Annotated in this window: 17 protein-coding genes and 1 pseudogene; 12 read left to right on the top strand and 6 right to left on the bottom strand. The window is 67.6% G+C overall.

Annotation, left to right across the window (positions count from 1 at the left end):
* The first annotated feature begins 222 nt into the window (after nucleotides 1–222).
* Nucleotides 223–3030, top strand: a complete 2808-nt coding sequence (locus SGFS_RS34465) for a helix-turn-helix transcriptional regulator (RefSeq protein ID WP_286256092.1) — start codon at nucleotides 223–225, stop codon at nucleotides 3028–3030.
* 12 nt (nucleotides 3031–3042) lie between these two features.
* Here SGFS_RS34465 and SGFS_RS34460 read toward each other — a convergent pair whose 3' ends face one another.
* Complete coding sequence (locus tag SGFS_RS34460; RefSeq protein WP_286256091.1) at nucleotides 3043–3348, bottom strand: ATP-binding protein; 306 nt, start codon at nucleotides 3346–3348, stop codon at nucleotides 3043–3045.
* A gap of 159 nt (nucleotides 3349–3507) precedes the next feature.
* Here SGFS_RS34460 and SGFS_RS34455 point away from each other — a divergent pair.
* From SGFS_RS34455 to SGFS_RS34445, 3 genes and pseudogenes are all read left to right on the top strand, one after another.
* Nucleotides 3508–4362: pseudogene (locus SGFS_RS34455) on the top strand (helix-turn-helix domain-containing protein).
* Entirely contained in the window at nucleotides 4359–4541 is a 183-nt protein-coding gene (locus SGFS_RS34450; protein WP_286256090.1) for a DUF397 domain-containing protein, read from the top strand. The pseudogene SGFS_RS34455 and the gene SGFS_RS34450 overlap by 4 nt, the downstream one beginning before the upstream one ends.
* A gap of 376 nt (nucleotides 4542–4917) precedes the next feature.
* Entirely contained in the window at nucleotides 4918–5295 is a 378-nt protein-coding gene (locus SGFS_RS34445) for a tyrosine-type recombinase/integrase (protein ID WP_434028101.1), read from the top strand.
* Nucleotides 5296–5368: 73 nt separating this feature from the next.
* Here SGFS_RS34445 and SGFS_RS34440 read toward each other — a convergent pair whose 3' ends face one another.
* Complete coding sequence (locus tag SGFS_RS34440) at nucleotides 5369–5782, bottom strand: hypothetical protein (RefSeq protein ID WP_286256089.1); 414 nt, start codon at nucleotides 5780–5782, stop codon at nucleotides 5369–5371.
* Nucleotides 5779–6111 (bottom strand): hypothetical protein, encoded by a 333-nt coding sequence (locus tag SGFS_RS34435; RefSeq protein WP_286256088.1) that lies wholly within the window; start codon nucleotides 6109–6111, stop codon nucleotides 5779–5781. Before SGFS_RS34435 ends, SGFS_RS34440 begins: the two co-directional genes overlap by 4 nt.
* 742 nt (nucleotides 6112–6853) lie before the next feature.
* On the opposite strand from SGFS_RS34435, the gene SGFS_RS34430 reads away from it, so the two are divergent.
* The 3 genes from SGFS_RS34430 (at nucleotide 6854) to SGFS_RS34420 (ending at nucleotide 8862) form a co-directional block, all read left to right on the top strand.
* Nucleotides 6854–8050 carry a helix-turn-helix domain-containing protein gene (locus tag SGFS_RS34430; protein WP_286256087.1) on the top strand — a complete coding sequence of 399 codons (1197 nt, stop codon included), beginning with the start codon at nucleotides 6854–6856 and terminating at the stop codon, nucleotides 8048–8050.
* A 285-nt stretch (nucleotides 8051–8335) separates the two neighbouring features.
* Nucleotides 8336–8497 (top strand): hypothetical protein, encoded by a 162-nt coding sequence (locus tag SGFS_RS34425; RefSeq protein WP_286256086.1) that lies wholly within the window; start codon nucleotides 8336–8338, stop codon nucleotides 8495–8497.
* On the top strand, nucleotides 8497–8862 hold the full coding sequence (locus SGFS_RS34420) for a hypothetical protein (protein ID WP_286256085.1): 366 nt from the start codon (nucleotides 8497–8499) through the stop codon (nucleotides 8860–8862). Before SGFS_RS34425 ends, SGFS_RS34420 begins: the two co-directional genes overlap by 1 nt.
* 112 nt (nucleotides 8863–8974) lie before the next feature.
* On the opposite strand, the gene SGFS_RS34415 is transcribed toward SGFS_RS34420, so the two are convergent.
* Entirely contained in the window at nucleotides 8975–9904 is a 930-nt protein-coding gene (locus SGFS_RS34415) for a GntR family transcriptional regulator (RefSeq protein WP_286256084.1), read from the bottom strand.
* A 228-nt stretch (nucleotides 9905–10132) separates the two neighbouring features.
* Between SGFS_RS34415 and SGFS_RS34410 the strand changes: the two genes are divergently transcribed.
* From SGFS_RS34410 to SGFS_RS34390, 5 genes are all read left to right on the top strand, one after another.
* Nucleotides 10133–10459: an SCO3933 family regulatory protein gene (locus SGFS_RS34410; protein ID WP_257850208.1), complete on the top strand. Its 327-nt coding sequence runs from the start codon at nucleotides 10133–10135 to the stop codon at nucleotides 10457–10459.
* A complete protein-coding gene (locus tag SGFS_RS34405) occupies nucleotides 10459–11787 on the top strand; it encodes an FtsK/SpoIIIE domain-containing protein (protein ID WP_286256083.1) in 1329 nt (442 codons plus the stop codon). The genes SGFS_RS34410 and SGFS_RS34405 overlap by 1 nt, the downstream gene beginning before the upstream one ends.
* Before the next feature lie 143 nt (nucleotides 11788–11930).
* Nucleotides 11931–13274, top strand: coding sequence for a replication initiator (locus SGFS_RS34400; RefSeq protein WP_286256082.1), 1344 nt, complete (start codon nucleotides 11931–11933; stop codon nucleotides 13272–13274).
* The gene (locus SGFS_RS34395; protein ID WP_286256081.1) at nucleotides 13267–13452 is read left to right on the top strand and encodes a helix-turn-helix domain-containing protein; all 186 of its coding nucleotides are present in this window, start codon (nucleotides 13267–13269) and stop codon (nucleotides 13450–13452) included. The genes SGFS_RS34400 and SGFS_RS34395 overlap by 8 nt, the downstream gene beginning before the upstream one ends.
* Nucleotides 13449–14714, top strand: a complete 1266-nt coding sequence (locus SGFS_RS34390; RefSeq protein WP_286256080.1) for a tyrosine-type recombinase/integrase — start codon at nucleotides 13449–13451, stop codon at nucleotides 14712–14714. Before SGFS_RS34395 ends, SGFS_RS34390 begins: the two co-directional genes overlap by 4 nt.
* Before the next feature lie 98 nt (nucleotides 14715–14812).
* Here the strand turns inward: SGFS_RS34390 and SGFS_RS34385 are convergent, their stop codons facing one another.
* Both SGFS_RS34385 and SGFS_RS34380 read right to left on the bottom strand, forming a co-directional pair.
* Entirely contained in the window at nucleotides 14813–15091 is a 279-nt protein-coding gene (locus SGFS_RS34385; protein ID WP_286256079.1) for a hypothetical protein, read from the bottom strand.
* Nucleotides 15092–15143: 52 nt separating this feature from the next.
* Nucleotides 15144–22070, bottom strand: coding sequence for a polymorphic toxin-type HINT domain-containing protein (locus tag SGFS_RS34380; RefSeq protein ID WP_286256078.1), 6927 nt, complete (start codon nucleotides 22068–22070; stop codon nucleotides 15144–15146).
* Nucleotides 22071–22157: the final 87 nt, after the last annotated feature.

Genomic DNA, 22157 nt, shown 5'->3' with positions numbered 1-22157 from the left:
CTGTTCCCCTTGCTTCGCTGTTCCCGGTTGTTCCTTTGTCCCCGTTGTTCTTTGTCCCCGTTGTTCTGTTGCTCGTTGTGCCGTTGCCCGTTGTTCCTTCTCCATTGAAGGCCTGGCGTGGCCGGCCCGCTTCAGGGAAGTCCCTACATCTCCCCCTGATGTCTCCCTCAGGGGCATGATGGACGGGCGGGGCAGGCAGGGCGGGCACCAGGGGGTGGCGCATTGCGTGGCGGACTCGTCGGCCGTGGGCGGGAACGGCGTCTGATGGACGACCTGCTCGTGGCGGGTGGGGCTGGTGGGGCCGCGCTGCTGCTGTGGGGCGAGCCGGGCATCGGCAAGACGGCGTTGCTGGACTACGCGGCGGAGCGGGCGGCGGGCGACAGGACCGTGCTGCGCGCCCGGGGCATCGAGACCGAGACCGTACTCCCGTTCGCCACCCTCGGCGACCTGCTCATGCCCTATTCATCCCATTTCAGGGAACTCCCCGGCGCGCAACGGGCCGCCCTGGAGTCCTGCCTCGCGCTGGGCGGCGACCCGGCCGACCCGCCCGGCAACCCGTACGCCGCCTGCATGGGCGCCCTGAACGTCCTCGCCGCGCTGGGCGACGAGCGCCCGGTGGTCGTCCTCGTCGACGATCTGCACTGGGTGGACCCCTCCTCCCAACGTGTCCTGCTCTTCATCGCCCGCCGGCTGTCCAGCGAACGGGTCGCCCTGGCCCTCGGTTCCAGGGAGGACCACGGGGAGTCGGGGCCGCGCCGCAGCGTTCCGGTGGTGCAGCTCGGCGGTCTGACGGCGGAGGAGTGCGCCGCGCTGGTCAACGCAGGCGGCGACGGGGCCGCCCCCGTCAGCGGCCATGGCCGTACGGTCGCCCCCAACGTCCTCACCGACCTCGTACGCATCAGCGGCGGCAACCCCCTCGCCCTGCGCGAGATAGCGACGGGTCTGACGGACGAACAGGCGCGCGGCGAGAGCCCGTTGCTGGACCCGCCCTCCCTCGGGCACCACCTGGAGCGTGCCTGGTCGACCCGGATCGACGCCCTCCCCGACCCGGCCCGCCGCGCGCTGGTGGTGCTGGCGGCGAGCAGATCGACGGCGGCGGGCCCGCTGCGGAAGGCCCTGGAGGCGGCAGGGCTGTCGCTCGACGCCCTCTCCCCCGCCGAGGAGGACGGCCTGATCACCGCCACGGCCGACGGCCTGGACTTCCACCACCCGGTGCTACGCCCCCTCGTTCTCGGCCGTGCCCCCCTCGCCCACCGCTACGCCGCCTTCCACGCGCTGGCCGAGGTGAGCGAGGGCCCGTTGCACGCCTGGTACCGGGCGTCGGCGAGCCCCGGCCCCGACGAGGAGGCGGCGGCCGCGCTGGCCGAGGCGGCGCTGGAGGCCCGGCGCCGCAGTGCGTTCGGCGAGTCGGCCCTGGCCTGGCGCCGGGCCGCCGATCTCACCCCCGACCCGGCGCCCCGCGCCGACCGCCTCCACCATGCCGCGTCCGACGCCCTGCTGAGCGGCTCCCCGGCGGGCCCCCAGTGGTGCGAGGAGGCGCTGCGCATCACCCCCGACCCGGCGATGCGGGCCGTCATCCAGGGCCTGCTGGGCCGTATGTACACGTGGAAGGGCGAGACGGCCCAGGCGTACGGCCTGCTCATGAACGCCGCCGAGGCCGTACGCGCCACGGACCCCACCCGCGCCTGCCTGTTGCTGGCGGAGGCGACGGCGGCGGCCCGCCTGGACGGCAACGTCCCCACGGCGGTCCGCGTGGCGGAGGACTCCCTGGCCCTGGCGACGGAGGCGGGCCCCGAACGCTGGTACAGCCTCACCCTGCTCGGCGCCGCCCTGATCATGAACGGCCGTACGGCCGAGGGTCGCGCGATGCTGGAAGCCGCCGACCGCCACAGCACGGGCGGCGACCCGGTCCGCGACCAGCAGGTGTACGCGATCGCCGGCCAGGCGTGGAGCCGTGCGGAGGAGTTCACGCGGGGTCGGCAGCTCCTCAACACGGCGGTGGAGTCGGCGCGCAGACACAGCGCGGTAGGGGTGCTGGGCTTCACGCTGGCCGTACGCGGTGAGCTGGAGACCCGTATCGGCCAATGGGCTTCGGCGCGCGGAGACTTGACGGAGGCGCTGCGCTGGGCGGAGGAACTGGGTCAGCTGACGGCCGTGAGCTACTCCCTCTACTGCCTCGCCCGGCTGGAGGCGCTGCGCGGCAACCGGGTGGAGTGCGAGGAGCATGTGGCCCGGGCGCGGCGGGAGTGCGGGGCGTACGGGATCGGCTGCCAGGAGTACCACATGACGGCGGTCCTGGGCCTGTCGGCTCTGTCCTACGGCGACTACGACACGGCGGCGGACCAGATGGAACAGACCCTGGCGCTGGCGATCGAACAGGGCATCGGCAACACGGAGGTGGTCCCGTTCGCGGCGGACCTCGCGGAGGCGCACATCCGGGCGGGGAACCCGGTCCGGGCCGCCGAGGTGGTGGAGTGGCTGGAGACGCGGGCCCTCGAAACCGGCCTGGCGTCGGCGGAGGCCGGGGCGGCGCGGTGCCGGGGCCTGCTGGCGACCACGCCGGAGGAGGCGGAGGCGCACTTCGCGGTGGCTCTGAAGGCCCACCAACGAACAACAGGCCCCTTCGACTTGGCCCGGACGCAGCTGTGCGAGGCGGAGGTGCTGCGCAGGCACCGCCGCCCCGGGGCGGCCCGCGCACCGCTGGCATCGGCCCTGGCCTGCTTCGAACGGCTGGGCGCGACCCCGTGGGCCCGCCGCGCGGCCGGCGAACTGGCCGCCGCGGGAGGGATGCCGACCCCCCAGTCCACACCGGGCGGCGGCATGGGCCGCACCCTGGACCAGCTCACCCCGCAGGAGTTCCAGGTGTCGCGCGCCATCGCCCGCGGCCTGAACAACACGGAGGCGGCGGCATCGCTGTTCGTGTCGAGGAAGACGGTGGAGGCACATCTGACGCGGATCTACCGGAAGCTGCGGGTGAGGTCGCGGACGGATCTGACGCGCTTGCTCACGGCGGCGGACATGGTGGACTAGGTGGACTGGATGTCACTCGGGCATGTGAAGCTCGGCCCACACGGCCTTGCCGAGGGCCCGATTCTCGACACCCCACCGGTCGGCGAGCGCGGCGACGATCAACAGCCCCCGCCCGGTCTCGGCGTCGACGGCCACCGGCCGCGTCTCCGGCCGTCGCTGCTTGCACGCGTCGGCCACCTCGATACGTACGGTGCCGGTCATCCACACCACTCTGACCAGAAACCCGTGCCCGTAGACGCGCCCGTGAGTAACCGCGTTGGCGGCGAGTTCCCCCATGACCGGAGTGGCGGCGCCGTTGATCTCGCTGCTTGCGTTCACCGAGGACGGTGGGGGTTTCCGAATTAATGTCACTCAGCGTGGTCGTCCGGTTCTAACCTGACCAGGGGCGACGGCGGGACGCTATGTAGCCGTATGGGTGCGGTGTGCCAGGTGTCGGGTTGTCGACCGTGACCACGACGAGGTGCGGGCGGTACGGGCGTGACGGACGAGCGAAAGCCGGAGACCCCGGCGGAGGCCGACGGTACGACGGGGTTGTTCACGGCGGTGGGCAAGCTGCTGAAGCTGCTGCGGGAGCGAGCGGGCCTCACGCAGAAGGAGCTCGGCGAGGCGGTCGGATACGGCCCGGACGCCATCAGCGCGATGGAGCGAGGGGTACGGGTGACCCGGCCGGAGGTGTTGGAGAAGGCGGACGAACTTCTGGGCGCCGAGGGGTTGTTGGTGGCGATGGTCCCCGAGATCAAGGAGGGGATGAAGAAGGCGCGGACTCGGCATCCGGAGTGGTACCGGAGCTATGCGGGGCTGGAGGCGGAGGCGGTTGAACTGCACTTCTACGCCAACCAAGGCGTGCCGGGGTTGTTGCAGACGGAGGAGTACGCGCGGGCTGTGTTCTCTCAACGGCGACCGTTCCTAAGCGAGGAGACCATCGAGAAGCGAGTGGCGGACAGGCTCTCCAGGCAGCAGGTTTTCGATCGCTGGCCGCCGCCTGCCGTGAGTTACGTACTCGAAGAGGTCATCCTGAACCGACCGATCGGACCGGCTCTCTTCGCGGCGCAGCTTCGGCATCTGCTACGCATCGGCGGCATGCGGAACGTCGAGATCCAGGTGATGCCGACCCAGCGCGAGGAACACCCCAACCTGGACAGCGCGTTCAATCTGCTGACCCCCAAGGGGCACGCCTAGGTGGCGTACACGGAAGCGCAGGGCTACCCACACCTGATCACGGGCCTGGAAGAGGTCCGGAAGATCGCCGACCGCTATGGGATCATGCGCGCACTGGCCCTCAGCCCCATGGAGTCCCGGGCCCTGATGGAGAAGAAACTGGGGGAGCTATGAGCACTGAGCGATGGAACTGGTTCAAGTCCAGTTACAGCAGCGGCGAGGGCGGCGAGTGCGTAGAGATAGCGGCCCTCCCCCACACCATCCACATCCGCGACTCCAAGAACCCCACCGGCCCCCACGTCACCCTCTCCCCCACCGCCTGGTCGGCCTTCCTCGAAGGCCAGGAGAAGTGAACGTCGAGGAGCCTCAGACGTTCGCTCCACTCCCCGACCGCGCGCAGGACGACCAGGCAAGAGCATTCCAACAACAACTGGCGCGACTGGTCGAGGAGTTCGGTACCCCCGACATGTTCACCGACTTCCCGCAGACCTGGACGTGGGAGCAGATACCGCACGGCATGCGACGCAAGGCCTTGGCCAAGGAAAAGCGGCTCCTCGAAGCCCTCTTCGACACGCTGCTCCGTACGGCGGTCTACGACCCGAACCCCGGCTTCAGCCGATGGTTCGTCGAGCCGGCGGTCAACGCGTACGGCCGCGTCAGGGTCCAGACCGCGCTGCTCGACCATCTCCGCACGGGAAGCAACGCGGAGCGAGCGGGAGCGGCACGCTCGTGGTACTGGACGGGCCACCCGGAAGACCGACAACCAGGCGGACGCCGGCCTCTTCCACACCTTCCAGCAGGCCGGCCCCCGCGAGTTCGTGGCCAACGACGCCCTGGACGTACGCCGCTGCATCCCACAGCGCAGGGCTCCGGACGATCCGCTTCCACGACCTCCGACACTCGACCGCCACCCTGCTCCTGGAGCAAGGCGTCGATCTCGTCGTCATCAAGGAACTCCTCGGCCACGCCCACATCGGCGTCACCGCCGGCGTCTACGCCCACGTCCGACTCCGCCTCCAACGCCAGGCCATCGACACCCTCAACGTCGCACTCGGCGGGGTCGCCGACCTCCCCGACGACCCATCCACCACAGCCGTCGTCCGCTGACGTTGCCGTCAAACCGTTGAAGAGCCCCACCGGAACACAACTCGGTGGGGCTATTCAGGCCGATCGACTCACCTCAAAGGAGATCGCTGCCGACGCCGCCTAGTCGGTCGTCCACAGCCGCGCGAACTTCGCTCCAGGGGTCGTGCCGAAGGGATTCCAATGTCTCCCTCGACGTATTCCTGTGCTGCGCGACCCTCATTCTGATCGATTCGTCCACATCGTGAGCGAGGCGCGCGAGAAGGTCCGGTGACAGTTTCCGCTTCATGGCCACCATGAAACGGACGCGAGTATCAGGGTCGTCGATCAGTATTTCCAGAACAGCCAACGGCACCGTCTTGTTCTGGACAACCGCCACCCGTTCTTCCGGATATCGATCGACGACCTCCATCCACACCTGCGCGGGCGCCTCCTCAACTGCCGCCCTGCGGCATTCCTGTGGATCTGAGCTGTTGCGCAGCCGTACGAACTCGTCGGCAGTCTCGATCATCTCTTGACGCCCCGCAAATTGCTGTTCGGTATAAATTTCCCCGTATCGCCCTTCCACTTGTCCGGCATGTAGTCGCCGTATTTATCGGCATCCGATATCCATTCGAGTCCCTTACTGGTCTCCCGATAGACCTTGAACGCCGATTCACCGTGGCCGGTCACGTCCGGAGTCCACCAGGTACCGTCCGAGGCACTCTTATAGAAGGTGGTCTTGAACGGACCTCCCTTTAGGAGTTTCGTCGAGCCTTCCTTGGTTAGCTGCCAAAGCTCTCGGCCAGCAACATCACAGTTGCTGTTATGAACGAGTACCGGCGTCTCGTCCGCCAGCACATAGTACGTGTGCTCGCTCGGGGGCCGTCATCTGCGTTTTCGCAGGTGAGCGCTATTCGGCTTGTACGCAGGTGTGCGTGGAAGTGCCGCGTTGTGCGCCCCTGTTGCCGTCGGCGTTGCCGTCAGACGGCTTTGCGCGTGAGGGAGGTGGAGTGGGCTTTGGCCGGTGTCCTGCCCGGGTTGGGGTCGGGCATGGTCAGGGGGCCGTACGCTGGCCCGGCAACTCGGGCAGGCTATGCCCCTGCCCGGAATTTGAACGAGTGGCCCCCTGGCCTTGCCCGACGCGGGCCCCGCCCCGGGGAGGTGGGTAAAGCCCATGGAGCCGACCGACCCCACCGCCGCTCTGCGCACCGGCCAACTCCCGTCGCCGCCTCGCCGTCGGCCTGGTGCTCGCCGTTCGGGAGCGTCTGGTCTTCGCTCGCTTCCGGTCGTCCGCTACGCGCTTCTGCGCGGCCTGGTCGCTGGCTGGCCCGCGGTGGCGGAGCCGAGAGCGGGCCGGGTGGGCGGCCGTGCCGCGCGCGACCCGCGTCAGCGGGTCGCCTTGAAGACGTAGAGAAAGTTTGGACGCATCCCGCCTTGGTGCTGTGCCCTGGCCGTCGGCTGGTCGTTCGGCTGGAGTGCGGTCCGAAGCGTCGGACTGGCAGGTGTGGTTCTGCGGGCAGCCGGGGTGATCGTTGTTCAGCCGGTCCGGGGCCGTGTTGCAGGGGTACCGTCTGAGTGTTGCCGCAGAACGGAGTTCGCCGTGTCGCAGAGCATTGAGGAGCACACCGGCGCTCGGATCGCCCGTATCCGGAAGCAGCGCGGCCTGACGCAGCAGGGGCTGGCGATGCGGGCTCACGTGTCGAAGTCGTTGCTGTCGAAGGTGGAGTGCGGGCAGAAGGCTGCCTCCCCGGCTCTTGTCGCTGCCTGTGCCCGCGCGCTGGGCGTCTCCACGTCCGATCTGCTGGGGCAGCCGTACGCCGAGGAGTTGCGCCGGGACCGCATGGACGCCTTGATCCAGCCGATCCGTGAGGGACTGGAGAACTGGGATGTCGCGCTCGACTGGGAGACAGTTCCGCGCCCAGCCGCGTTGATCCGGGCTGATGTCCAACGGGCCCTCGTACAACGCCGGCAGGCGCAGTACACGGACATGGTGCGCGACCTGCCCGGGTTGATCGATGAGTCGGTGCAGGCGGTGCACACCAGCACCGGGGAGGAGCAGCGGCTGGCCTACGAGTGTCTGGCGGGGACGTTCCGGTGTGTGTTCACCGTGGCGTGGAACTTCGGCTATATCGATCTGGCCACCGTTGCGCTGGACCGGCTGGCGTGGATCGCGCCGCGCGCCGACGAGCCGGGGCTGGCCGCCATGTATGCCTATCTTCGCGCGCAGACCACGATGTCGTCCGGCCGGTACGACGTGGGTCTGCGGGTGATTGACCGCGCTCTGCGGGATCTCGACGGCCTGGATGCGCGCCGCCCGGCAGGCGTTGAGGCCATGCAGGGTGTGATGCATCTGCGGGCTGCGGTGATCGCGGGGCGGATGCAGGACCGGGATGAGGCGGATGCCCGCCTTGCCGAGGCCCGCTCTCTGGCCCGGGCCACGGGCGAGTTGCCCGATTTCGGCGTCACCTGGGGGCCGGTGAACGTCGGTGTGCATGCGGTGGCCATCGCCTCGGAGATGGACGACTTCGGTCGCGCGATCGAGCTCGCCCAGGATGTGCACATCCCGCGAGGCTGGACCCGTTCCCGGGCCGGACACCACTGGATGGACCTCGGCCGCTCCCATGCCTGGGCCGGCCACCCGGAGGAAGCGCTGGACTGCCTGCACCAGGCCCGGCGCATCGCGCCACAGCAGACCCGCTACCACCCGACCGTGAGGGACACCGTGCTGGCCCTCAAACGGCAGGAACGGACGCGTAACAGTTCGCTGGCGCAGTACGCGGAGTGGGTCGGGATATAGCAGGTTCCCGGCGAGAGGAGTTGCACCGCTTGGTGCAACCGGTGTGCATCGCCAGTCGGCAGGCTGACGCTCAGTCAGGACCCCCGCGACCGGGCGAACGGTCCGGGGGCGTGGCCAACGCTGACAAGGAGCGCCGACGTGCCGCACTGTATCGCCCACATCTTCGAACCACTGCTACGGCTGCTACGGCCCGCGCCAGGCCGCCACCGCGCACCGGATTCCCGCCCCACCCTCCCCGTTGTGGAGGCATCCACTGAATGTCCGCCTCACGTACCCGTTGCCCCGGTGCTGCACGGTGAGGACACCGGACTGGTCCGCCCGTACCTGCTCGCGCACGAACAGCGGGAGCAGCAGCGCCGACGGGCACCGCGGCGCGCACTGTGGTTGGCCGTGCACGGAGTCGACAGCGGTCCCCTGCTGACCCGCAGCATGGAGGTGGGGGCCTGATGAGCCTCACGAATCAGGTCCGCCTGCTCCCCTGGGCCGGGCCGGAAGGAAAACCCTGCTACCTCGCAGGCGACGGGACCGGATACCTGTCACGCCTCGCTGACAACATGGAGTCGGCCCAACTCGGCCTGGCCGGTGAACTCGTTCAAGAGGCACAACACACACTGGACGGACGCCAGTGGACGCCTGGCGAACTGCACCTGCTGGCAGTCCAGTTGACCGAGGCATTGACGAACGTCCACCGGATCGCGGTGAGCCGGGGAGCACGTCTACCCGCCCCCGCCTACGACGACCTCGACACCCTGGACGACCTGGAGACCGAAGACGAGGAGCGGGACAGCCGCCGCCCCGTCCCGCTCGACTGACTGCCCATCACGATCTCCTGTTCCAGCCGGCGCCCGTCGCACCCGGTCGGATAGGGCCGCAGCGGAAATCCCCGGAAAGCCATGGCTCTCCGGGGATTCTCACTGCATGCAGTCAGGCGCCCTTGGGGCGCTTGGCTCCTCGGCCCTGGCTTGCCTGCTCCAGGCGCTCAAGACGCTCGCGCATGTCGGCCATCTGCTCCAGGATCAGGTCCAGCTTGCCCGCCAGGCCGACGTCCCAGGACCCGGGCGGCGCGGACTGCGGCAACTGTGCGGAACCGTCGCCGGTACCCCCCGCGTCTGCCGGTTCTTCCCAGAAGAGGCTTTCGCCGATGACGTAGGCCAGTTCTTCCGGCTGCGGCTCGCTCGGCCGGGTGCGGGAGGGGATCTCCTTGCGCGGGTTCTTGTAGACCTTGCGGGCATGTCCTTCCAGGGCCAGCGCGGCCAGGGCCTGCTCGGTGTTCTCTTCGCTGTGGCCGATGGCCTCGGCGGCCTCCGCTCCGGTCAGCCGGGTGCCCTTGGGCAACGAGCCGTTGCGGATCTTCTGGACGAGGGCCGCGTGAGCGAGGTGCCGCCCGAGGGCGGGATCGTCCGCGTCGCGGACATAGGCGTCGTGGCTGCGCTCTTCGTCCTCGTAGCGAAGCCATTCGTTGCGTACAAGCAGGCTGACCGCCGCGTCGATGACACGGACCGGTACCGCGTAATGGTCGGCGAGCGCTTCACGGCCCGGCAGCTTGATCCCCGGCGTGAGGCTGCCGGAGCGGATCTGGCGTTCCAGATCCTTGACGACTTTCTCGAAGGCGTGCTCGAAATCCGCCGACCTGCTCACGAAGGTGCCCTTGCCCTGGCGGGTCATGACCCAGCCCTCGCTGCGCAGGAGCCGCACCGCCTTCTGCACGGTCAGACTCGATGCGCCGTACGCCTCCATCAGCTGGCTGTGCGACGGCAGCAACTGCCCCGGCTGGAGCTTCTCACCACGGATCTGCTGCTTGAGATCGTCCGCGATGCGCTCGAACGCCAGGCGTGCCTCGTCGGCAGGAGCCATCGTCTTCCCTCGGATCGGCGTATGTCGGTGGTGGAAGGACGGGCCGGCCGCCGTTCCCGCAGCACAGCACGCTGCACCGGCCAGATTAGCGACCCCATGGACAGGGCGGGAGCAGAACAACAACGAATAGGGATGGATAGAGTTGGATTGAGTCAGGTAGGGTCGGGTTGAGCGATCACCCGCATGGGTGATTCGCACCCTTCTACCTGGAGGTTTGCCGTGAAGACCATGCCCATCGACCAGTCCCAGGCCTTGGTGATCCTGGCCTCCGAGCCCCGGCCGCGTTTCAAGGACCGTGACGGCCGGGAGCCCGCGATCGACCGCACGACCGGCGCCCACCTGCACCAGGTGGACGTGATGTTCGCGTTCAACGGCCGCGCCGAAGTGATCACCGTGAACGTGCCCGAGCCCGGCCTCGGCAAGGGCCTCAAGGTCGGCATGCCCGTCGCCTTCACCGGCCTGGTCGCCTCGGCCTGGGAGAACGAGATCAACGGCAAGGACCGGCACGGCATCTCCGTGCGCGGCGACGCCGTTACCGCCAAGGCGGGCGCCTGATGCCCGGGACCTCTCTCGGGCTCGCGCCCCTGGCCGTCGTCGGCCTCACTGCGCTCGGGCTGCTCGGCTGGGCCGGGTTCTGCTTCGCCCGCTGGTACCGCACCGATGCGGAGACCCGGGCCAGTCTGCGGCAGGCGCGGCAGATGCGGTGGGGCTGGAAGCGGCTGGCGCCGATGCTGGGCCTGGCGGTCAAGGACGCCACCCCGACCGTGCTCCAGCAGTACGGTCCGCAGGAGCAGGCGACGAAGCCGCGCGTGCTGGTGCCGCGTCTGCACACCTGCGCCGACGGCTTCGGCGTCACCGTCACCGCCGATGCGCTGCCGCAGGTCGGGCTGAGCGCCTGGCAGGAGGCCTCTGAGGGCCTGTGCGACGCCTGGGGCATGCGCCGCATCCGGATCTGCCAGCCCAAGCCCGGAGTGATCGTCGCGCGTGGGTTCCGGCGTGAGCCGCTGGAGGCGGTGATCCGCTCACCGCTGCTCGGCCCGGACGGCTCCCCGGTCTGCAGACCGGGTCAGTTCGTCTCCACCGATGACGTGCTGCTCGGCTGGGACGAGGACGGCACCCCTGTTGTGCTCAACCTCGCTTACTCCGCGCACGCGCTCATCGCCGGCGCCACCCGCTCCGGCAAGTCGATCACCGTCAACACCCTGCTCGCCCAAGCCTCGCTCATGCGGGACGTGCGTCTGATCGTGATCGACCCCAACCTCGGGGCGGTCGCGCCCTGGTGGCGTACCGCGTACAAGGTCTCCGACGCCATCCATCCCGACGAGCCGACCGAGATCCTGCGCTGGGTGCGCGAGGAGATGCAGCGTCGCGAGCGGTTGTTTTGGTCCGGCCGTACCGACCGCATCACCGCCTTCAGCGAAGAGCTGCCGCTGCTGCTTGTGGTGATCGACGAGGTGGCGAACTACACCCGTCACCCCGACCGCAAGGCGCGCGAACGGTTCGAGGCCGAGCTACTGGCCGTCGCCAGCCAGGGCGCCAAGTTCGGCGTACGGCTGTGGCTGCTCACTCAGAAGCCCTCCGCCGACGTTCTCACCACCGCCGTACGCACCAACCTGTCCGCCCGGATCTGCCACCGCGTCGACACCGTCGAGGACTTCCTGCACCTCTTCCCCGACGGCCGGGAACTGGACATCACCGCCGCCGACCGCACCATGCCCCAGGGCGTCTCCATCGCCTCCATCGGCGACATGCGCACCCCCGTCCGGCTGCGCTCGGTCTACCTGCCCACCGAAGCCTGCTGGCAGATCAACGACTTGATGTGCGCCTCCGGACTCAAAGTCCGCGAACTGCCCACCCGCATCGACCTGGACAAGGCCGCGTGAACCCCACCGGCCGCTCCCGGTCCCGTACCGCAGTGATCCCCGGCAAGGGCGTGTAGTCGCCAAACCCTCGCCCCTGCCGGGGCCTCCCTCCCCATCCGTTCACGGCACACGCGTGTGCCGCAGTGCAGAGAGGTCCCGCCAGCATGCCATCGCACGACCGCACCACCGCCATCCCACGGCCGCAACCGGCCGCCGCCGACCTGGCGGTGTTCGCCTCCTACCGGAACCTGCCGGGTCTCGTCCGGCAGTTGTCTTCGCTCGGCGGCTGCGCCCAGCCCATCCGCCTCGAAGGCCACCGCACCGAGATCAACGCCGCCACCGGCGAAATCCTGCGCGAACTGAAGTCCAAGGAGTTGCCCGCCGGGCACCTCCTGGTCCGCTGCGGCAACCGTCGCACCACCCGTTGCCCCTCCTGCGCCGAGCTGTACCGGCAGGACACATTCCATCTCATGGCCGCCGGTCTGCGCGGCGGGAAGAACATCCCTGAACAAGTCGCCGCCCATCCACGGGTGTTCGTCACGCTCACCGCCCCGTCGTACGGTCCGGTTCATGGCAGGCGCTCCAGTTCCGCCGCGCGCTGCGGGTGCGGACATACCCACGCCAAGGACGACCCGGCCCTCGGTACCCCGCTCAACTCGGACCGGTACGACTACACAGGTGCCGTCCTGTGGAACGCACACTCCCCCGCCCTGTGGGCCCGCTTCATGCTCCACCTGCGCCGCACCATCGCCGCCGTTGCCGGAGTCCCGCAGCGCCTGCTCTCCAAGCTCGTCCGGGTCTCGTATGCCAAGGTCGCCGAGTACCAGCGACGCGGGCTGATCCACTTCCACGCCGTGATCCGCCTCGACGGCCCCGCAGGCGGCCACACACCGCCGCCCACCTGGGCAACCCCCGAACTGCTGACTGACGCCGTCCACGCTGCCGCCGCCCGCGCGCACGTCGACGGACCGGAGATCGACGGCCATGCCTACGCCTTCACCTTCGGCAAGGAGCTGGACGTCAAGGTCATCCGGTCCACCGCCTTCCAGGACGGCACCACCATCACGGAAGGCAAGGTCGCCGGGTACGTAGCGAAGTACGCCACCAAAGGCGCCGAAAGCGCGACCGGCACCCTCGACCACCGCCTGAAACTGATCGCCGAACTCGGCCAGGAAACCATCCCCAACCACGCCGCCCGCATGATCCGCACCGCTTGGGCCCTCGGAGCCCGCCGCGACCTCGAACACCTGAAACTGCGAGCCTGGGCCCACATGCTCGGCTTCCGCGGCCACTTCTCCACCAAGACCCGTACTTACTCCACCACCCTCGGCGCCCTCCGCGCCGCCCGCGCAGACTGGCACCGTCGCCACACCCCCATGCCCGAAGTAACCACGCTCGTACTCGCCCACTGGGCCTACGACGGCATCGGCCTCACACCCGACCTCGAACGCCTCGCCGCGCTCATCGTCGGCAGCACAGGCGCAGAGGCGGTAACGGCCAGTGCATGACGACGAACTCCTCACCGTTCCCCAGGCCATGGCCCGTCTCAAGATCAGCCGCTCCGCGCTGTACGACCTCATCCGCACCCGGAACCTGGCCTCGCTGACCATCGGCCGCGCCCGCCGCATCCCCAGCCACGCCCTGGACGACTACATCCAGCGCCATCTGGAAGAGGCCGCCCGATGACCGCTCCCCGCAAGAAGACCCGCGCGAACGGCGAAGGCACCATCTACCAGCGCAAGGACGGCCGCTGGGAAGCCGCCGGCTACGTGCTCGCCGCCGACGGCAGCCGCAAACGCGTCCGTGTCTACGGCACCACCCGCAAGGACGCCGCCAACAAACTCGCCGAGAAGATCACCGACAGCAACCGAGGCCTGCCTGTGGCGGCGGCTGACAGCACCGTGGGCATGTACCTCGCGTACTGGCTGAGCAGCGTCGCCATCCACCGACTCCGCGAGAACACCCATACCCGCTATGCCACCTGCATCCGCCTCCACCTCATCCCCGGCCTCGGAACAAAGAGGCTCGCCCGCCTCACCGCTAAGGACGTACGCACCTTCCTCGACCGCCTCCGGACCACCTGCCAGTGCTGCGCGCAGGGGCTTGACGCGGCCAAGCACCATTGCTGTGCCGTCGGCGAGTGCTGCGGCAAGCGGCTGTCCCCGCTGACCGTGACGTACGTCCACTCAGTCCTCAAGTCCGCCCTGGAACACGCCGTCCGCGAAGACGAACTACCGCGCAATATCGCCCGGAACGTCAAAACCACTGCGCCCAGGCCTCGCCGCTTCACACCGCTCACCGCGGCTGAAGCCCGACAGCTCCTCCTGGTGTCCAAGACCGACCGGCTGCACGCCCTGTACGAACTCGCCCTGCGCACCGGACTCCGCAAAGGTGAACTCCTCGGCCTCCGCTGGGAAGACCTCGACCTCGATGCAGGAACCGCCAGCATCCGCCGCTCCCTCCAGCGCACCCGCACCGGCGGTCTGACCGCCCTGCCCACCAAGACCCGCGCCTCCGAACGCCGCATCGCCCTGCCCACCGAGTGTGTCCACTCGCTGAAGAGCCACCGAGAACGGCAGGAAGCAGAACGCAAGGCAGCTGGGGCGCGATGGAAGAACAGCGGTCTCGTCTTCGTTGTACCGAGCGGCGGACCGATCGACCCGGCCAACTTGACCAGGCGCTTCGGCCGACTCCTCGACCGAGCAAGCCTCCGCCGGGTCCGCTTCCACGACCTACGCCACTCCACCGCCACCCTGCTCCTGGAACAAGGCGTCGATCTCGTCGTCATCAAGGAACTCCTCGGCCACGCCCACATCGGCGTCACCGCCGGCGTCTACGCGCACGTTCGGCTCCGTCTCCAACGCCAGGCCATTGACACCCTGGGCAACGTCCTCAGCCCGATCGACGACGACCCCGACGTCCCACCCGCCGCAGCCGTCGTCCGCTGACGTTGCCGTCACCGTTGCCGTCAAACGGCACGAGAGCCCCGCCGGGACGTGCCGGCGGGGCTCCTCATGGACGGCTCTGGCCTGAGCGTCGCAGCGTCTTATTGACGGACGATGGAGGAAACCCAGATCGTCACATCGATTGCGATCCCTGACACGTCGCCGCCGGCAACAACTCGATGCTCACGCGTTTCCGGATTTCGATACTCGACTTCGAGCCGACTATCTGAATCCAGAGTCACAACGACGTACCATCGGTTTTCACCCCCCTGCGGCTCGATCGTAAGAAACGAGTTGTCGGGGTAATTCAGCTCGCCAACCAACTCGAAGAGCAGGTCTTCCGAAATTCCATCAAACGACTCACCGCTCTCTGTTTCCACAGTGTATGGAATTGTCGACATGCCGCCTCCAGCGTTCTCCCAGGCCAAGCACCTAACCGCCATCTCGATCCCTAAAGAACCCGCCGCCAGTAACGTGTCGCAGATCCTGCTCCCAAGACTGCGTGGGCGCTACAGACCCTCTATGCGGCTCAAAGTTCAGCGGCCCGGGGTGCCTCTCCGTCATATAGCGCTCCACATCAAGAGCATCTCGCCTGGAGTCGTAGTTCCTGAGAATCACCATCCGAGTCCCGCCCTCGTAATCCGAGTTCTTGTAGCGACCGACAGGATTCTTCGATATTCCCCATTTGAGCAATTCGCCATTCTTCGGGTTCACTAGCGCGTACAAGGACGTTTGCCCAGCGTCGGGAAGTGGACCACTGATTGGCTTTCCAGTGGCGAAGGACGGACATGATGAGTTGTGAACGAGTACCGGCGTCTCACCCGCCAGCACATAGTACGTGTGCATGCCACTGACGGTGAGGTTGTACGTGATCGCCCGGTCCGCGTACGCCCGGTTTCCTGTGACTATGACCGTGTCGCCGCCATCCGTGCGCAGGGTCATGCCCCGAGAGAGGTCGCCAGCCTCGATCCAGTCGCTCTCTGACGGTGACCAGAACGGGTGCTCGTGCGTCGCCGTCAGTTTTTCGATGCCGTCGTCGGTGGCGATGGACAGTTCGTTGAAGTGCTTGTCGTCCTTGGTGACGATGAGGCGGGTGACCTCGCGGGCGCCGGTTTCGCCGGTTTCCGGGTTGGTGGCCTGGACCGTGTCGCCGAGTTCGATGTCCTCGATGTCCTTGGTCGTGCCGTCGGCCATGAGGACGTCGGTGCCGGCCAGGAAGCACTTACAGCTGCCCCCTGCGCCCCTTGCGCCTCGCGCCCCCTTTCCAGCAGCAGTTCCACGGCCGCCGGTCGCACCGGCCGCCATAACAACCGACGCGAATCCCGAGGCCTCGTCCCTGAATCTGGTCTCCAAATCCTTCGGGCAGGTTTTCATGGCCAGGCAAACGTTATATCCATAATTCGCCAGCCATGCCATACCTCCCTCATTTTCTGGGTCGGCGAAACCACTGAGTATGAGGGAATGGGGGTCACCGTCCGACAAACCGTCCATGAGCGAGTAGAAGCGCTTCGTGAACTCTTCTCGCCCCTTCCAGCCCGTCGGGACCTCGACCCCCGTGAAGACGATCGTCCGGTCCTTGTTCATGTAGAAGCCGGTGTCGCGCCACGCCCCTCCCCCATGCGACTTCTGCGTCGTGAATCGGACCGGGTTGGACTTGGTCGTGCCCGTTCCGCCGATGGGGTAGCCGATGCCGCATACGTCCGGTCGGCACAGGCCGGTCGGGTCGGTGAAGGTCAGGGGGTTGTTGCCCGCGTAGGTGTAGCCGTTGAAGGACTGCGGGTCGGTGGGGGTCATGATCGGGTCGACGCTGATGAAGCGGCCCAGCGACGGGTCGTATTCGCGGGCGCCCAGGTGGATCAGGCCGGTGGACTTGGTGTCGTCGGTGCCGCCCACGAAGGCCTTCGTGCCCGCCCAGTCCGTCGGTGCGCCTCCCCGGAAGCCTCCGAAGGGCAAAGCTCGGCGCTGGTTGAGCTTCTGGGTGGCGCCGTCGATGGAGAGTTGGGCCGTGCCGTGATGGTCGGCGAGGGTGATCGACACGCTGCCGTCGTCCTTCTGGACGGCCTGGTGTCCGCCGCCGAGGTCGATGTAGCGCGTGGCCTTCGGCGTCGTGCCCCCCTTCGCCAGAGTGATCTCGGTGGTTCCGAGGTAAAGCGTGGTCTCCGTGGAGGTCCGGCCGATCAAGCGGCTGCCGTCCGTGTCGTACAGGTATTCCGTGACCTTGTCGCTGCTGCCGGCTATCGGCTTTGTCACCTTGGCGAGGTGGCCCTCGGCGTCCCAGAGGAGAGACTCGGTGTCACCGCCCAGCGTGCGGGTGGTGGTGTTGCCGATCGTGTCGTAGCCGAAGGAGTCCTTGGCAGTGCCGGTGGAGTCGGTCGTGGTGACGGAGGACAGGGTGTGCGGCTGGGTCTTGCCCGCACCCGGGTACTCGTACGTCCGCTTTGTGTCGTTGGCCGTGTTGCCGGTGACGTCGTGGAGCGTTTCTGTCTTGCGGTTGCCCACCACGTCGTACGTGTAGGACTGCCAGTACTTGGCCGGACCGCCCAGCACACTGCCGCTGGGCTCCGTGGCGCAGCTCGTCGTGCCCTGGGTCCAGGCCTCGGTCAGGCGGCGCAGGTAGTCGTAGGTGAAGCACTGGTTGTCTGTGCCGGAACGGGAGACGTCCGACACGGACAGCACGTTGCCCGCCTCGTCGTACCGGTATGTACTGCTCTGGTCGACACCCGCGACGTCCTGGCGATGTACGGAGACGTTGGCCAGGCGTCGGGTGCCCTTCTCGTAGGAATTGTTGACCATGATGTTTTTGCCGCCGGCGGCGGACAACCGGTAGTCCAGGGGCTTGCCGGTCAGGCTGTAACTGGTGGTGGCGTTCAGCCCCTGGCTGCCTGCGATCGCGATCGGACGCAGAGTGGCGTCCTCGTAGGTGTAGTTGACCGTCGCGGCCGGCAGAGATCCGGCCTTCGGGTAGCCGACGCCCTTGATCACGCCCGAGAGATCGTACGAGGTCGTCGACACGTATGTGCCTTGCAGCGCGCCTTCGGAGGACGGGATCGCGACCGACGTGCGCGTCGGCCGGTACAGGCTGTCGTAGGCGACGACCTTGGAGGTGTAGGCGTTGCCGCCGCTGTAGCGGGTGGATTCGGCGAGTTGCCCCTGGGCACCGGTGACCGTGTCGTAAACCCACTTGCTGCGCAGAGTGCCGCTGGACGAGCCCTCCCGTACCTCCGTCCTGCGGCCGAGGTTGTCGTAGCCGTGCCAGAGTGCCGGGCTCGCAGAGTTCGCGCGGGAGTCATCGACCAGGGTCAACTGGTCGCGGTCGTCGTACTCGCTGACCGTGGTGCCCCTGTCCGGGTCGGTGGCCTCGATCTGTCGGCCGAGCAAGTCGTACTTGTATGTCCAGCTGCTCTTGCCCGGGTCCGTCACCGTCTTGAGCTCACCGCTCGGCGTGTAGCCGTATGTGGTCGTGTCATAAGCGGCCGTGGCACTGCGCTCGTGGTGCTGGCGCAATTCGGTGGTCTGGCCGCGGGCATCGATGAGGGTGGTGGTGGCCATGTCGCCGAACGGCGGGATGACAGTCGTGCGGTCGCCGCCGTAGATGGTCTTGGTCGTGGCCAGGACCGCTTCACTGTCGCCGTCGCCGGCACCACGAATCTGTTTGGCCTCGGTCTGACGTCCCAGCCCGTCGTAGGCGTAGTGATTCTGGGTCTCGACGGCCAGTGCCTTGGCGGGTGGGAACAGAACCGTGGACGGAGCATCTGACGCGTAGTAGGTGGCGTACTCCTTGCTGACGAGCCCACGTTCGTCGTAGAAGGCATCGGTCAGGAGGGTCCCGCCGCTCGGTCCGGGGTCCTGGCTCTGGCGTAGCCGGAGGAAGCCGTCGTAGAGAGCGTAGGAAATGCGCTGGGCTCCGCCGTTGCCGATCGTCTTGGTGGCGACCGCGACGATCTTGTCCTCAGCGATGGTGTAACTGAACTCGTAGCTCGGAGTCTGTCCCGTCGCGCGGTCGGGGAGCCACACCTTGGACGTGCGCCCCAGCGCGTCGTAGGCGAAGTTGGTGACCTTGCTGTTGGTGTCGGTCTGGGTCAGTGGCAGACCTCGGCGGATGTCGTGTCTGGTGGACGAGCTCTGTGCCGTGGCGGCCTGACCCGCGGTGGCCGGAGGAGTGGTCACCTTGGTCGTGGTGGGGAAGCCTGTTGCGGGAGTGTGTTCGGTCGTCGTGGTGCGGCCGTCGGTGCGCGCGGTGCGCGTGAGTGTCCCGCCACTGGTGACCTTCACGTCGGCGGTCAGGTCCGTGCTCGTCAGCTGACGGCCGTATGAGTCAAAGGTCACCCCGGACTCGAGGTAGACAGCGGTCGTGCCGTCGTGCTTCTTCAGCCGCGCGATCGCCGTCACATCGCCCTTGCTGGGCGGTTCGCCATAGGGGCCGCCGTCATAGGCGGTGCGGATGTCGGAGATCACGTCCGCGGGGTAGCTGACGGACTTGTCGCACGACTTGGCCACGGTCGCCACGTGGGACGGAAGGGTGACGATGTCCGACGGTGTGGTGCTGAGCTGGTAGTTGATACGAGTGCATTGGTTGTCGTCGGAGGTGGAGTTGTCTCCGAAGTCGTCGATGTGGGTCACTCGACCCGCCACGTCGTCGAACGAGGTGGCGGAGGAGGTGATCCGCCAGGCCGTACCGGCACCGTCGTCGAGGGACGTGAAGGTCTTCGCGTGACCCGTGCCGGTGAAGTTGGCCGTCACCGTGCCCCAGGTGCGTTCCTTCTTGGCAGTCTGCTTGTGCCAGGGTCGGCTGACGCTCTTGGAGAGCACCTTGCCGCCCGGACCCGAGTAGTTGACCGTCTTGTAGGCGAACCCGACCGCCGACTCGTGGTCGCTGATCGGGTCCCCCTCTCCCTCCCCGAGGGTGACGGTCACGGATTTGGTGCCGCCGCCGGCTTCTTGGCGGTCGCCGTCCATGCCGCGCAGGAAGTACGTGTCCTGCTGTGACTGCTTCTCCGAGGAGCTGCCCAGACCACCGGTCTGCACACGGACGTGTCCGTAGCCGCGCCACTGGGACCAGGTCTTGAACTTCTCCTTGGTCAGCCCGTCGTCATCGTCGTAGTGCCAGGCCGCGCCGCCCAGGTAGTCGTACGCCGTGAACTGGTCGGGTGAACCGCCTGTGCGGTCTTTCGCGGTGACCGAGGCAACCACGTATTTGTTGAACCACTGCAACTCGGGGTCGTCCGAGGAACTGCCGCCGATGTACTGGGGAAAGCACCGGGTCGTATTGGTCTTCGGAGTCGGCAGCGAGTCCCAGTCGCAGGATGGCTCCGAGTAGTTGACGACGACCTGTCCGCCGGACTCGTCGGCGACGCCCGAGAGGCGGTCCTTGACGAAGGGGGCGTAGCCGTCGCCGATCTTATCGAGCCTGTTGGCGTGCTGGGAGTAGGTGAAGGTGGTCTTCGGCAGGGTGATCGCCGGGTCGGCGGAGTGCCCTGTCCGCTGGACCGAGTCGAGCAGCAGCTGGTAGTCGATGTCCGACTGACCCCAGCGGTGGCCCAGCTTCCAGGAGTCGACGTTCTTGTAGGCGCTGCCGTCGTAGACCTGGGTCGTGACCTCGGTCAGCCTCTTGCGGGTGAAGAACGACGGAGAGAAACGGCCCTCGTCGCAGTCCGTGCCGCTGTCGCAGTTCAGGTCCCACGGGGTGTCGTACCAGTAGGACGCGTCTGTACCGATGGACGAGCAAGTGGTCGAGGAGTTGGGCAGGCAGCGCTCGCTGTTGGTGAAGTCGACCAGGCCCAGTGCCTTGGTGCTGTATACGGATGTCTTTTTCAGACCGAATTCGGCGCGGTCGAGCGTGCCCCCGCGGGCGTAGCGCGTGTCGTCGCTCGCCTTGAGATTGCGGCCGTAGGAGTTGGTCTCCTTGTCGTAGTAGTAGGCGATGGCGTTGCCGTGAGTGTCGACGACGTAGTCGAGATTCCACCGCCAGCCCTGCTGGCACCACGAGTCGGCGAACGTCGAGGCGTGACACTCGTCCTTTTCGTCATCGCCGAAGACGGGGACGGTCCAGGTGGAGTCGGTCGTCTCCTTGCCGTTCTCCCAACCGGGAAGACGGTTGTAGCCGAAGAAGTACTGCGTGCCGTCAGGTGTGGTGATCTGCCAGTACTCGTCCTTGCGGGCACCGTTGTCGCGCACATCACTGCTGGATCCGTAGATGCGCGTGATCTTGGTGCCGTCGTCGCTCTTCAGCTTCCAGGAGTTCTCGCCGTCGGGGACCAGTTCACCACCCTTGCCGTTGAACGAGATGAACGCGTTGTCGTATGCCCAGCACAGATCGGCCGGCTTGTTGCCGTCCGCGTGTTCCACGCCGTCGTCGGCGCACGGCTTGTAGCGTCGCTCGATATAGCCGGGCCACAGGTCGAAGCCGTCGCCCACCCAGGAAGCCTGATTGTTGGTGTTGCTCGTACGTCCGTCGATACCGCCCGAGGAGTACGACAGCCCGACCTTCGGGGTCAGCCCACCGGGCACATCGGGAACCGGCATGTCGTACGACCAGGCGAAGTCGCCGGTGTTGAGGTTGGTCTTCCACGTCGCCGACGGCGAGAGGGATGTCGCCTTGTAGTCGCCACTTCCGCTGTCCGCCGCCGCCACGGCGGCGAGCACGGTGGGAGCAGCGGCTTTCAACGCAAGGTTCGAGGCAGTGAGCGTCTGCTTCTCAGTGTCGTTGGCCGTCACCACCGGCTCGGTGGTACGGCACTTCCGCTTGGCAGGAGTCGTCAGCGCGCAGGCGGGCAGTTCGACCAGGGTCAGCCTGGAGGCGTAGCCGCCGCCGAAGACTTCGGCGAAGTCGGAGTAGTCGAGGTGGGCTCGTACCCGGCCCGGCTGCCCGTTCTTCGCCGTGTTCTTGGAGCGCAGCGTGAAAAGAAGGCCGTCGGTTCTTGTCTTCTTCGCTGCCGCACGGCTGAGAACGCGCGCCTCGACGGCACCGGTGGCGGGCTTCTTCGCGGCCTTGCCGCGGGTGTCCAGTGTCAGGGGCAGGCCTTTGAGCCGTACGGATGCGGGCGCGCCGCTCTTCGCGGTGGCCGTGGGCAGCTGAACCAGTGCGGTCGCAGCCTTCGGCCATGTCGCTTCGGGCGGTGTCTTCGGTGTACGGGGCTCCTTCATCCGGAGCCTCGGTTTGACCTTGACCTTGGTCTTGGACCGGGGCACCGGCGTCTCGGTCCAGGAACGGTCAGCACTGCCCGTTCTGTCCTTGCGGTCGTCCACAGCCGCAGCCGGTTGTGTCACCGCTTGCAGGAGTGTGCCGACCATGACCGCGGCCGAGGCCAGTGCGATGCGCCGCCGCAATTTCCGGAACCGCTTGCTGGATCTGCCGTTCATCCTGTCCTTCGTCCTTGGCTTGGCGCACCAGCAGCGCGGTCGGCGCCGGCGTGGGGCGGAAGTGGGGGTGCGAAAGGCGGCTGCCTC

This window comes from Streptomyces graminofaciens, assembly GCF_030294945.1.
Taxonomy (GTDB): domain Bacteria; phylum Actinomycetota; class Actinomycetes; order Streptomycetales; family Streptomycetaceae; genus Streptomyces; species Streptomyces graminofaciens.
The sequence above is the reverse complement of the archived record's forward strand: the minus strand, read 5'-3'. Positions and strand labels throughout refer to the sequence as shown.